At 59.8% G+C, this 12305-nt stretch carries 15 protein-coding genes; 11 read left to right on the plus strand and 4 right to left on the minus strand.

Annotated features, from left to right (window positions below; translation table 11 throughout):
- Positions 1-4: 4 nt before the first annotated feature.
- Positions 5-886 carry a hypothetical protein gene (locus KORLAC_RS17095; RefSeq protein ID WP_139167387.1) on the minus strand — a complete coding sequence of 294 codons (882 nt, stop codon included), beginning with the start codon at positions 884-886 and terminating at the stop codon, positions 5-7.
- Here KORLAC_RS17095 and KORLAC_RS18820 point away from each other — a divergent pair.
- The 6 genes from KORLAC_RS18820 (at position 870) to KORLAC_RS17120 (ending at position 6334) form a co-directional block, all read left to right on the plus strand.
- Entirely contained in the window at positions 870-1082 is a 213-nt protein-coding gene (locus KORLAC_RS18820) for a hypothetical protein (RefSeq protein WP_139167386.1), read from the plus strand. The genes KORLAC_RS17095 and KORLAC_RS18820 overlap by 17 nt on opposite strands.
- A 46-nt stretch (positions 1083-1128) precedes the next feature.
- Complete coding sequence (locus KORLAC_RS17100; RefSeq protein WP_068308784.1) at positions 1129-1560, plus strand: DUF3576 domain-containing protein; 432 nt, start codon at positions 1129-1131, stop codon at positions 1558-1560.
- A 124-nt stretch (positions 1561-1684) separates the two neighbouring features.
- On the plus strand, positions 1685-4249 hold the full coding sequence (gene leuS / locus KORLAC_RS17105; protein ID WP_175445636.1) for a leucine--tRNA ligase: 2565 nt from the start codon (positions 1685-1687) through the stop codon (positions 4247-4249).
- Positions 4249-4746, plus strand: coding sequence for an LPS assembly lipoprotein LptE (lptE, locus tag KORLAC_RS17110; protein WP_068308788.1), 498 nt, complete (start codon positions 4249-4251; stop codon positions 4744-4746). Before leuS ends, lptE begins: the two co-directional genes overlap by 1 nt.
- Entirely contained in the window at positions 4743-5762 is a 1020-nt protein-coding gene (holA, locus tag KORLAC_RS17115; RefSeq protein WP_068308790.1) for a DNA polymerase III subunit delta, read from the plus strand. The genes lptE and holA overlap by 4 nt, the downstream gene beginning before the upstream one ends.
- Positions 5763-5764: 2 nt before the next feature.
- On the plus strand, positions 5765-6334 hold the full coding sequence (locus KORLAC_RS17120; RefSeq protein WP_068308792.1) for a GDSL-type esterase/lipase family protein: 570 nt from the start codon (positions 5765-5767) through the stop codon (positions 6332-6334).
- A 3-nt stretch (positions 6335-6337) separates the two neighbouring features.
- Here the strand turns inward: KORLAC_RS17120 and KORLAC_RS17125 are convergent, their stop codons facing one another.
- On the minus strand, positions 6338-7312 hold the full coding sequence (locus tag KORLAC_RS17125; protein ID WP_068308794.1) for a GlxA family transcriptional regulator: 975 nt from the start codon (positions 7310-7312) through the stop codon (positions 6338-6340).
- 106 nt (positions 7313-7418) lie between these two features.
- Between KORLAC_RS17125 and KORLAC_RS17130 the strand changes: the two genes are divergently transcribed.
- Positions 7419-8096 (plus strand): DJ-1/PfpI family protein, encoded by a 678-nt coding sequence (locus tag KORLAC_RS17130; protein ID WP_068308796.1) that lies wholly within the window; start codon positions 7419-7421, stop codon positions 8094-8096.
- An 83-nt stretch (positions 8097-8179) separates the two neighbouring features.
- Here KORLAC_RS17130 and secB read toward each other — a convergent pair whose 3' ends face one another.
- Together secB and KORLAC_RS17140 are read right to left on the minus strand one after the other, a co-directional pair.
- On the minus strand, positions 8180-8746 hold the full coding sequence (gene secB, locus KORLAC_RS17135; protein WP_068148298.1) for a protein-export chaperone SecB: 567 nt from the start codon (positions 8744-8746) through the stop codon (positions 8180-8182).
- Between the two features lie 128 nt (positions 8747-8874).
- On the minus strand, positions 8875-9351 hold the full coding sequence (locus tag KORLAC_RS17140; RefSeq protein WP_074519243.1) for an FxsA family protein: 477 nt from the start codon (positions 9349-9351) through the stop codon (positions 8875-8877).
- A gap of 108 nt (positions 9352-9459) precedes the next feature.
- Here KORLAC_RS17140 and KORLAC_RS17145 point away from each other — a divergent pair, with 108 nt between their 5' ends.
- Genes KORLAC_RS17145 through KORLAC_RS17160 form a run of 4 tightly spaced genes read left to right on the plus strand, consistent with a single transcriptional unit; the run spans position 9460 to position 12291 of the window.
- On the plus strand, positions 9460-10125 hold the full coding sequence (locus KORLAC_RS17145) for a Tim44/TimA family putative adaptor protein (RefSeq protein WP_068308800.1): 666 nt from the start codon (positions 9460-9462) through the stop codon (positions 10123-10125).
- Positions 10126-10128: 3 nt separating this feature from the next.
- Positions 10129-11331, plus strand: a complete 1203-nt coding sequence (mltA, locus tag KORLAC_RS17150) for a murein transglycosylase A (protein WP_068308801.1) — start codon at positions 10129-10131, stop codon at positions 11329-11331.
- A gap of 4 nt (positions 11332-11335) precedes the next feature.
- Entirely contained in the window at positions 11336-11929 is a 594-nt protein-coding gene (locus KORLAC_RS17155) for a Smr/MutS family protein (RefSeq protein ID WP_068148310.1), read from the plus strand.
- On the plus strand, positions 11926-12291 hold the full coding sequence (locus KORLAC_RS17160; protein WP_068148313.1) for a helix-turn-helix domain-containing protein: 366 nt from the start codon (positions 11926-11928) through the stop codon (positions 12289-12291). Before KORLAC_RS17155 ends, KORLAC_RS17160 begins: the two co-directional genes overlap by 4 nt.
- Positions 12292-12305: the final 14 nt, after the last annotated feature.

Genomic DNA, 12305 nt, shown 5'->3' on the forward strand with positions numbered 1-12305 from the left:
CTGGCTAGAAGCGCAAGCGTCCACCCAAGAAGATCATCTGGGATTTTTCACCTGCTTCCGGGTCCACCATCAGGCGGCTGCCATAATCATAGTAGCGCACCCCGCCGGTAAGCCCCAGCGAGTCTGTCAGTCGGTAGCTGGCACCCAGTTCCACGGAAATGATGTTACGGGCTTCGTTCTCGATGCCGTAAAGGTCTGCGCCTTCGCGGTATTCGCTCATCGACAGGCGAGCCGACCAACTGGGCGCCTGATAAGAGAAGCCGACATCAAAGCCGGACATGTCGGCGTCGAACAGGCTGGTCTGGCGCATCAGCGTTGCATCCAGGCCAAAGCCGGAATAGCCGAGCGACAGGCCAACGTTATATTGGCGTTCTGCCAGGTCGCTGCTGTTGAAGGCGTTTGCGGCTGGCAAGCCCTGCATGGACAGGCGGTAGGCGCTCTTGAGCGCAATCTCGAAACCGCGGTCTGTGGGGTCGTTCTTGTCAGCGCCGAAGGTTACACCCAAGCGGCCACCTGTACCGAACAGATCCTGGCCGTAGGAGCCGCGCACGGAGCCATCTGGCGCCAGCAGCGATGAAAAATCGGGCCGGTCAGCCATGCTGCCGATCGCCGAGCCACTCGCAGACGGGCCAGCTTCGCGAAGGTAGAAGAAGCCGTTATCCTTGGATTCGGTCGTCTCCCTCAGGCTCAGCTCGAGGTCCTTGATCGTATCGCCCTTGTCGGTCTTCTGCACATCGCGCAGCTTGGCCATCTGTTCGGCAATGAAGAGATCAAGGCTCTGAAGGAAACCGGTCGATTCAAAACGCGTTTTTTCATCCGCCAGCGTTGCTGTGGATGAGGCTGAAATCATCAGCGCCGTGAGGCCATATTTGATCGCGTTTTTCATGGTCATCGCCAACTCGTACACGGTACTACGCACCAATGGTATTGAATCCTTCGTTAACTTAGCAAGGGTCAGAGGCAAAAATAGGGAAGCCTGTGTCCTGCTTGCCACTATTTTGACGCTTTTCGGACTGGTCAGCGCCTCTTCTGACCGCTATAACCCGCTGGAGGCTGAAAAAAGTTTGCCAGCAGCTGGATAGTGTCAAGGCGAACAGGCCAGGAAAAAACGAATCCACGGGGTGTAGTATGCAAAATTTTGCCCGTACCATGATGGTACTGACGGTCAGTCTCTCACTGGGCGCTTGTTCGATGTTCGGCGGCGGCGACAAAGGTGAGGACACGGGCCCACGGACCACGGCTATCGGCGTCAACGGGTATCTGTGGCAGGCGGCGCTTGATACGCTGTCCTTCATGCCGTTCGATCAGGTTGAGCCGTCGGGCGGTGTCATCACAACCCATTGGCATTCCACAGCGGATGCCCCCGATGAGCGGGTCAAGCTGACGGTGCGCTTCATGTCGCAGCAGCTGCGCTCTGACGGCGTGAAGGTGTTTGTGGTGCGTCAGGAACGCAAGGACGGTACCTGGCTGACGGTACCGGTGCAGGCATCGACGGCGCTTCAGCTCGAAGAGGCGATCCTTGAGCGTGCCCGCCAGATGCGCGTTGCAGCGGCAAACTAAGCCGCGCATTCCAAGCGGTGCCCTTGGGCACCAAAGCAACCAGTTCTAGCCGGGCGCAAGCCCGGCTGTTTCAGTATAATAGAGGCAGGGCGAGAGCCTGGCCGGCAGTACAGAGATAGAGATCATGTCGCGCTACAACGCAAAAGCCACTGAAACCAAGTGGCAAAAAGTGTGGACCGAGTCCCAGACCTTCAAGACGGATACCGCGTCTGACAAGCCGAAATATTATGTGCTTGAGATGTTCCCTTATCCGTCTGGCCGGGTGCATGTGGGCCACGTGCGTAACTATACCATGGGCGATGTGGTGGCGCGTTACCGCCGCGCCCAGGGTTATGAAGTGCTGCACCCGATGGGGTGGGACGCTTTCGGCATGCCGGCGGAAAACGCGGCGATGGAGCGCAAGGTCCATCCTGCTGACTGGACTTACGACAATATCGCCAACATGCGCGAACAGTTGAAGCATATCGGCCTTGCCATTGATTGGGACCGCGAGATCGCCACCTGCGACGCGGCCTATTACGGCAAAGAACAGCAGATCTTTATCGATTTCTATAACGCTGGTCTGGTGTACCGAAAGGAAAGCTGGGTGAACTGGGACCCGGTCGATAACACAGTGCTCGCGAACGAGCAGGTGATTGACGGCAAGGGCTGGCGCTCCGGCGCACCGGTTGAGCGCCGCAAGCTTTCCCAGTGGTTCCTCAAGATCACCGATTTTGCCGACGACCTTCTTGAAGGCCTGAAGGGTCTCGAGCGCTGGCCGGACAAGGTGCGCCTGATGCAGGAAAACTGGATCGGACGGTCTGAGGGCCTGAAATTCGATTTCGAGATTGCCCAGACGAATGAGAAGCTGCCGGTCTACACCACGCGACCAGACACACTGTTTGGTGCCAGCTTCTGCGCGATTGCGGCCGACCATCCGCTGGCGGCCAAGCTGGCGGAAGACAATGCCGAACTGAAAGCCTTCTGTGAAGAATGCCGCAAAACCGGCACCACCGAAGAAGCCATTGAGAAAGCCGACAAGAAAGGCTATGACACGGGCCTGACGGTCAAACACCCGTGTGACCCGACATGGGAACTGCCGATCTATGTGGCCAATTTCGTGCTGATGGATTACGGCACCGGCGCCATCTTCGCCTGCCCGTCAGGCGACCAGCGTGACCTGGACTTCGCCCGCAAGTACGACCTGCCTGTAGTGCCTGTGGTGCTGCCGGAAGGCGAAGACGCGACGTCGTTCGAGATCGGCACCGAGGCCTATACCGGCGCGGGCAAGATGATCAACAGCCGCTTCCTGGACGGCATGGCCGCCGATGAAGCCAAGGCCCACATGATCGACCTTGCGGAAAAGGAAGGCTGGGGTGAACGCACCGTCAACTTCCGCCTGCGTGACTGGGGCGTGTCGCGCCAGCGCTATTGGGGCACGCCGATCCCGTTCGTGCACTGTGATGATTGCGGTGTGGTGCCCGTACCAAGCGACCAGCTACCTGTTGAGCTGCCGGAGGATGTTTCCTTCGATAAGCCGGGCAACCCGCTGGAGCATCACCCGACGTGGAAACACACCGATTGCCCAAGCTGCGGCAGACCAGCTCGGCGCGAGACGGATACCATGGACACGTTCGTGGATTCGTCCTGGTATTTCCTGCGCTTCTGCACACCGGACTCCGACGCGCCGTTCGACAGCGATGTGGTCAACGAGTGGCTGCCGGTGAACCAATATATCGGCGGTGTGGAGCATGCGATCCTGCACCTTCTTTATGCCCGCTTCTTCACCCGTGCGCTCAAGCATGTTGGCCGCACCAACATTGAAGAACCGTTTGAGGGCCTGTTCACACAAGGCATGGTGAACCATGTGACCTACAAGGACAGCGATGACGAATGGGTGTTCCCTGAGCTTGTCCGCGCCCGCGAGGACGGGTCCCTGTTCCGCACCGACAACGGCCTGGAGGTGACCGAAGGCCGGGTTGAGAAAATGTCCAAGTCGAAGAAGAATGTGGTCGACCCAGACGACATTATCGACCAGTACGGCGCAGACACGGCGCGTTGGTTCGTGCTTAGTGATAGCCCGCCAGAGCGCGACCTTCTGTGGACCGAAGCCGGTATTGAAGGCGCCTGGCGTTTTGCCCAGCGTGTTTACCGCCTGGTGATGACCCCGCCGTCGGACTTTGCCGCTGTGGGCGCCGCTATTCCTGAAAGCCTGTCCGATACAGCACTGGCGCTTCGGAAAGCCACGCACAAAACCATCGAAGGCGTGACGGCAGACATTGAAAACCTTCACTTCAACAAGGCCGTTGCGCGGCTTTATGAATTCGCCAACGCGGTTGGCGGCAAATGTGTGGGCGACGGCGCGCCGGAAGCGCTCCGCGAAGCGCTGGAGACGCTTGTGCTGCTGGTGGGCCCAATGATGCCGCACCTGGCGGAAGAGCTCTGGCAAGCCCTTGGCCACAAGACGCTGGTGTCTGAAACGCCTTGGCCAAAGGCCATCAAGGCGCTAACGGTCGATGACACGGTCAAGATGGCGGTGCAGGTAAACGGCAAGGTGCGCGACACGATTGAAGTGGCCAAGGATATGGCCAAGGAAGACGTGGAAGCGCTGGCGCTCGGCCTTGAGAATGTCAAGAAATACACCGACGGCAATACCATCCGCAAAGTGATTGTGGTGCCTGGCCGTATCGTCAACATCGTGGCCAACTGATGCGTGGGCTCCTCGTCATAGCGGCAGCGCTTCTGCTGACAGGCTGCGGTTTCCGCCCGCTTTACGAGGCCGGTGGCTCCTCGCGTGCGATGCAGGCGCATCTCGCAGGGGTTGAGGTTGCGCCCATTGCAGACCGCCTTGGGCAGGTGATGCGCAACCGCCTGATGGACCGCCTGAACGCCGGCGGCACGCCCGATTACCGCCTGACTGTGACACTGGAGCAGAGCACGCAAGGGTACGGCATCCGGCCGGACGCCGCCGCCACGCAGGAGCAGCTGACGCTTGTTGCCCACGTGAGCTTCACCAAGCTTGATGGTGAAGAGCTTGTGTTTGTGGAAGATATGCGCGCCCGCACGTCCTATGACCTTGTGCTGTCTGACTTCGCGACAGTGACGCAGCGCGAAGACAGCGCACGCCGTCTGGCGCTTGAGCTGGCGGAACGCATCCACCGGCGACTGGCGCTCTATTTCACCGCCAGGGAGACTGAGGGCCAGTGAAGGTAAAACCCCGCGACATAGCCGCGATCCTCAAGTCGCTCGACCCGAAAATCCGGGCGGTGCTTGTGTTCGGCCGGGATGACGGGCTGGTGCGGGAACGCGCCGAAAAAATTGGCAAGCAGATTGCCGAAGACCTTTCAGACCCTTTTCAGGTGGCGCGCCCCAGCCTTGCGGATATCAAGGAACATCCTTCGCTTCTCTTGGATGAGGTCTCTGCCATCTCGATGATGGGCGGCAGGCGGCTTGTACGCCTGGAAGGTGCGGGCAATGAAAGCACCGAAGCCGTGAAGCTGGTGCTGGGGTCCGATCAGGGTGACGGCCTGCTCACGATCACCGCAGGGGATCTCAAACCGACGTCGTCGCTCAGAAAGCTGATGGAGGGCGCCAAGAACGGCCTTGCCATCGCCTGTTATGAAGACAGCTTGCAGGACCTCATGGGGCTGGTGCAGACAGTACTTGCGGACGCAGGGCTCAGTGCCACGCAGGACGCGGTGGCCTATCTGGTGGAAAACCTTGGCGGTGACCGGATGGTCTCTCGCGGCGAACTTGAAAAGCTGGTGCTCTACAAAGGCGCTGAAGGTGGGCAGGTAACGCTTGCGGATGCAAAGGCCTGCGTGGGCGACACGTCGGCCATGGGCCTTGGCCAGATTGCGGAAGCCGTGACGGCGGGCAACCTGACGGGCCTTGACCGCCTGATCGAACGCGCCTGGACGGAAGGCCACAGCGCGATCCCGATCCTCCGGCATCTGCAGATGCGGCTGATGCGCTTCCACCAGGCGCGCGGCATGATGGACCAGGGCATGAATGCCTCGGAAGCTGTGAACAAGCTTAGGCCGCCTGTGTTTTTTGGCGAGCGCGACCGCTTCATGGGCGAGCTCCAGCGCTGGTCCTCGCGCAAGATTGAGATGGCGCTCGATATCCTTCTTGAGGCAGAGATCGACTGCAAGACCACCGGCAACCCCGCCGATGTGATCTGCGCCCGTGCGCTCCTCAGGCTCACCAAGGCGGCGAAATAACCATGAAAATCGGATTTTTCGGCGATAGCTTCGTGGCGGGTGTGGGCGACCTAAGCGGCAAGGGCTGGGTCGGTCGCTTGTGTGAGGCTGCGGGTTTAGATTATGAGGTCTTTGGCCAGGAAGGCGATACATCGGAAGGCGTCATGAACCGTTGGCAAGGCGAGGCCGAAGGGTATGGCTTTGACCGGCTGGTCTTCATGGTGGGCTCCAATGACGCGCTCCTGAACGAGCACCGCCGGGTCACCATCAATGAAGTCAACCGGTTGAAGAACGCCAAGGCCATCATGGTTGCGGCACGCGCGATGGCACCCACGCTGTTTGTCAGCGCGCTGCCGGTGGTCTCTGACGCGCCCGCGAGCGGCCGTATCGGCGACATGGCGCGCCAGATGGGCATGATCGCCCGAATTAACCGCGTCTCTTATGTGGATATCTGCACCGATGTGGCTGCGTCAGATGTGTGGCGTGATGAATCCATGGCAAATGACGGCACCCATCCGCTTGAGGGTGGCTATCAGCTGGTTGCTGACCTGATCGCAGGCCACCCCGTGTGGCAGGACTTCGTGAAGAACTAGGCCCTATTTCACCCCATGGAGTTTCCGGTAGGCGGTGGGGGAAAGCCCGAAGGTGCGCTCGAAAGATTGAATGAGCCGCACGGGTGTGCCGAACCCGCTTTCGCCCGCGACAGTCTTGAGCGGCAGGCCGGGGCTTTCAAGCAGCGTGCGGGCGGCTTCAAGCCGCAGTTTTTCCAAGTACCGCGCGGGCGTATCGGCCATTTCCGAGACGAACTTGCGGTGGAAGCTGCGTTCGCTCATGCCCGCCTGTTCGGCTGCGTCCGTCACGGTAATGGTGTCCTTCAGGTGCGCCTGCATCCATTCAAGCGTGCGACCAAAACTGCCTGTGGCCTTGCTCTGCCCTTCGAGCAAACTGCTGAACTGGGTCTGGCTGCCGGGGCGGTGGGCATAGACCACCAGCCGCCGCGCGATCCGCATGGCAATATCGCGCCCCAGGTCCCGCTCCACTAGCGCGAGCGCCATGTCGATGCCTGCGGTAACGCCCGCGGAGGTCCACAAAGGGCCGTCTTCCACATAGATGGCGTCGGCGTCGACGCGAGTGTCGGGGTAAAGCCGCTTGAGTGCACCGGTGGCTTTCCAGTGGGTGGCAACCCTTTTACCGTCCGCAAGGCCTGCTGCCGCCAGCAGGAAGGTGCCCGTGCATACAGACCCGATGCGTCGGGTCGTGGTTGCGGCTTCCCTGATCCAGTTCAGGGCATTTTCCTTTGTAGCCACACGGCGGACCTGCGCGCCCTCGCCGCCGACAACCAGCAGCGTATCGATGCCTCTTGGGCTGACGCTGACAAGCGGCGTTGCGTCCATCCTGAGGCCGCAGCTTGACTGCACAGCAGCGCCATCAAGGCTGGCGAGCACCGGTTCATAGGCCGGGGTTGGCAGTTCCTCATTGGCGCTTGCGAACACCTGGAACGGCCCGGTGATATCCAGCACCTGCGCGCCATCATAGGCGATAAAGACGATCTTTTTCCTGGCCGAGGTCATGGCTCGCATTCTCATGGTTGGCAGAAATCAATAATAATTTGTCATATCAGCCACTGGGTTTCAAGGGCAAGATGCCTGTACCCGAGAACGACAGCGGAGAATAAAAATGTCCCTAACCATTGGTTTCCTGATTTACCCCAACCTGACTCAGCTTGATTTCACCGGCCCCTATGAGGTGTTGGCCCGCGTGCCGGGTGCGAGCATGCATGTGGCCGCAAAAACGCTTGACCCCGTGACGTCCGACAGCGGGCTCCAGATCCTGCCTACCGTTACGCTTGCGGATTGCCCGCAACTTGATGTGCTGGTGGTGCCGGGCGGCCCAAGCGTGGACGACTGGTATGAGGACGCCGAGATCATCGGTTTCTTGCGAGCGCAGGGGGCGACCGCGAAGTATGTCACATCCGTATGTACCGGGTCATTGATCCTGGGGGCGGCGGGGCTGCTGGACGGCTATAAAGCCACCACGCACTGGGCGGCGATGGACAACCTCGCGCCCTTCGGCGCAATCCCCACGGAAGGCCGGGTGGTCAGGGACCGCAACCGCATCACCGGTGGCGGCGTGACCGCAGGCGTTGATTTCGCTTTTTCAGTAGTGGCGGAACTGGCGGGGCCTGAGGTCGCGAAGGCGATCCAGCTGGGACTTGAATATAACCCGGAACCACTCTTTAAGGGCGGGCACCCTAGTGTGGCGGAACCGGAATTGGTGGAAGCCGTGACGGCCATGATGGCGGACCGGCTTGATCGCCGGCGACAGGCAGCACAGAGGCATGCCGTAGCGGGCTAGGTCCCCAAAAGGAAACCGGCTGTCCAGGAAACCCAAAGGGAAACCCAGACAGCCGGCCGCATTTCGGAAATTTTCCTAGCCGATTAATTAAGATTAACCGGCGTCGGTTCTTCGCCGCCGTCAGCCGCCGAAGCAGCCTGGGCTTGTTGCGCTTCCTGTGCCGCTTGGGCACGGAAAAGCGCTTCGAAGTTGATTGGCTCCAGAAGGAGCGGCGGGAACCCGCCATCCCGGCTTGCGTCAGCGATAATGGCGCGCGCAAACGGGAACATCATGGAAGGTGCCTGGATCAGAAGGAACGGCTTCAGCGCTTCTTCAGGCACGTTACGGATGCCGTAGAGGGAGCCGTAAGCAAGCTCAACCACGAAAGCAACCTGTTCGCCACCGCCTTCAGCAGGGGCCGTTGCCTTTGCAGAGATCTTCAGCTCTACCTCATAGACTTCGTCATTCATCTTGCGAACGCCGACGTTTACATTCACGTCGATGGCTGGCTTCTGGCCGGCCAGCGCCTGCAGGCTTGCAGGGGCATTCGGGTTTTCAAAAGAAAGGTCTTTTACATACTGCGCAATAACGCCGGCCTGTGGGCCTTCTGCACCTTCAGGTGCTGGGCCGCCTACTGGCGCCTGGTCATTGCCGAATTCATTTTCTGCCATTTTTTCACTCTTTTCATTGGTGCCAGCCCCCCAAAACCAACAGGGTCGGCAAATCTGGGGCAAACGGCTAGCATGGATTGATCGATTGAACAATATGCAAATGCGCCAAAAATGGCGGATTTCCTAATTTATTGGTTGTCGGGGTGGTCCTTTTCCCTGAGGCGTGCTTTTGCCGCATCCTCTTCGGACCGCTCTTCCCAATATTCCCCTTCGATGATGATGGTCTCATGGGGGCGCGACGCACCGCGATGGACCACAAACTGCGCCATTCCCAGCTTTCCAAGGCCAAGCCGAACAGGCGGGATCAACAGAAGCGCCCCGACAAAGTCGGTCATGAAGCCGGGGATGAACAGGAAAACCCCTGCAATTGCCAGAAAGAAGCCATGGACCAGACTGGCGCCCAAGGCCCCGCCGTCCCTGGATGCCGCCTGCATGTCCTGGAACACCCTGATCCCCTGCCGCTTGACGATGGACAGGCCGACAGCTGCGGTGAGAATGCAGAGCGCGACTGTGGAAAGCGCGCCAATCTCTTCGCCGATGTCGATCAGAATGGCCAGCTCTGCCACCGGCAGGGCCAAAATTAACAAAAATATGATTAAGGGCATTTCTTGTTCTTTCTAACGATTACCCTTATCTATAAAGGAAGGGATGGTGCCCGGGTCAATAGTCGGGCAGAAATTCAGTGCATAAAAACGCTAATGAGACAGTAAAACATGGAATTAGTTATTCTTGCGGCGGTCGCGGCCTTTATTCTTCTTCGGTTGCGCTCCGAGCTTGGAAATAAAACAGGCAATGAGCCACTGCCACCGGCAGCGGGCAATATGCACGGACGCCACGATCACTCGGACGGCATGGGCGATGACAGTGCAGGCGATCGCCCTGATGTCATCATGGGCGACCAGACGGTTATTGACCTTGAGCAGAACCCGGCGCTGAGGAAGGCCTATCAGGATATCCGTCATGCGGACAGGTCTTTCGACCTGAACACCTTCATGACCGGTGCCAAGGCGGCCTATGAAATGATCTTGGAGGCCTTCTGGAAAGGCGACAAGGAGACGCTCAGGGAGTTTCTTGACGATTCCGTTTACGAGCAGTTCGCTGGCGCCGTTGACAAGCGCGAGGCAGACGGCCTGGTGGTTCATAACAAGATCCTTGATGTGACCGAGATGGATATCATCGGCGCCCAGTTGATTGACCGCACCGCTGAACTGACGGTTCATTTCCGCGCCGAGCTGATCGCTGTCACCAAAGACAAAGACGGCAATGTGGTTGAAGGCAATGTGTCCGACGCCGTTGAGGTGAACGACAAATGGACCTTCGCGCGCGATACCAAGTCGCGTACGCCGATGTGGACCCTCGTGGCAACGCGGGCGGGCTAAGCCGTGGGCCGCGCGCTCAGCTATACAGTCGGGCTTTTGCTCCTGATCGCGCTGCCGCTTGCGGCAGCGTTTTTCCTTCTCTCCCACAAGCCGAAGGGTCTTTTGTTCCGGCCAGTGCCATTCACTGAACTGCCAGGCTGGGCGGAAGATGACCTGTCGCGCACGCTGCCGGCGCTATACAAAAGCTGTGACCGTATTCTTGGCTTTCCGGAAAACCGCCGCATTCCCGGTGCCCGCATTGGTGGCCATGCCCGTGACTGGGAAGCCGCGTGCCAGGATGTGTTGCTGGCAACCGATGATGCGTCGCTTAGGCAGGTGCTTGAGGCGCATTTCCAGCCGCTTGAGGTGTCTGTAGGTGGCAACCCGGACGGCGTTTTTACCGGATATTATGAAACGCTGCTGCACGGAAGCGAGGTCAAGACCGCGCGCTATAGCGTGCCGCTACACACCCGCCCGCCGGAGCTGGTGAGCGTTGACCTGGGAACCTTCCGCGCTGATCTGAAGGGGCGCCGCATTGCAGGCGAAGTGAAGGGCAACAAGCTTGTGCCTTATGCCGACCGCGCGGCAATTGCTGATGGCGCGCTTGAAGGCCGCGACCTTGAGCTTCTGTGGGTCGATGACCCGGTAGATGCCTTCTTCCTGCATATTCAGGGTTCTGGCCGGGTGCAAATGCCGGACGGAAGTTTGCGCATGATCGGTTACGCCGACCAGAACGGGCATCCTTACTATGCCATCGGTCGGACACTGATCGAAGACGGCGAAGTGGCGCGTGAAAATATGTCCATGCAGGCGATCCGCGCCTGGCTTGCGGACAACCCGGACCGCATGGACGCCCTGATGAACAAGAATGCCTCATATATTTTCTTCCGCGACCTGGGTGAAAGTGATGGGCCTTTCGGGTCTGCCGGTGTGCCGCTGACGGCGCGGCGCTCGCTGGCTGTTGACCGGCGGCATCTGCCGCTGCATGCGCCTGTTTGGCTTTCCACATCGCACCCCAACCCCCGCGGGCCTATGGCGGAACCCATGACCTTCAATCATCTGATGGTAGCGCAGGACACAGGCGGTGCTATCAATGGCGAAATCCGGGGGGACGTTTTCTGGGGCTTTGGCGAAGAGGCCGAACTGATCGCAGGGCCAATGAACAATGCGGGCCGCTATTGGCTGTTGCTGCCGAAGGCGCTCGCGGATCAGGCTGTCGGGGAATGATGCCGTGGCCAAAAAACCAAAGCTGAGCGAGCGAGACGAGGCCATCTGGCAGAAGGTGGCGGAAAGCGTGACGCCTCTGGGCGATCGGCCCGATGCCCCTCCCATTCCTCCGCGGCGCATGGTGCGCGACCTTCGGGAAGGCCAAGGCCTGCCAAGCGAGTGGCATTCCCGCCCCAGCCCCACACCCGACGCCCGGATTGATAGGAAGACGCGCCGGCAAATCACCACAGGGCGGCAGGAGGTGGACCGCTCGATCGACCTGCACGGCATGACACAGGAACAGGCCTTTCGGGTGCTGAAGTCCACCGTTGAAGGCGCGGTCAGGCGCGGTGACAAGACGCTTCTGGTGGTCACTGGCAAGGGCGGCAAGCGCTTTTCCCAGCTGGACGCAACACCCGCGGCTTATAGGACCCGCGATGAGTTCGAACAGTTTGGCGGTGTGCTTCGGCGCATGGTGCCCCTGTGGCTTAATGGGCCTGAACTGAAGCCCTTCATCCAGTCCTACGGCCCGGCGGCACAGGAGCATGGCGGCGAAGGAGCCATGTATGTGATCCTGAGGCGCCGCTTGCCAGGCAGCCGAAAGGGAGGGGTATCATGACCCCTTTTGGCGAACGCCTGCGCGAGCTTCGGAAGAGACAAGGCATCAACCAGGCCGAACTGGCGGCGGCGCTTGATGTCTCGCCTGCCTATCTGTCGGCGCTTGAGCACGGCAAGCGTGGTGCCCCCAGCTGGGCCTTCATCCAGAAGGTGATCCAGTATTTCGGCCTGATCTGGGATGAGGCAGAGCAGTTGCAGGAGCTGGCGCAGCTGTCGAAACCCAAGGTCACCATTGATACGGCAGGCATGGATGAACGCGCGACGCTTGCGGCCAACCTGCTCGCACGCCGCATCGGCCGCCTTAATGACCGCGAGCTTGACCAGTTGCTGGCTTTCCTGAGCGATCAGCCCAGGGGCGGTTAGTTAGACTCATATTT

This window comes from Kordiimonas lacus, assembly GCF_001550055.1.
GTDB lineage: Bacteria > Pseudomonadota > Alphaproteobacteria > Sphingomonadales > Kordiimonadaceae > Kordiimonas > Kordiimonas lacus.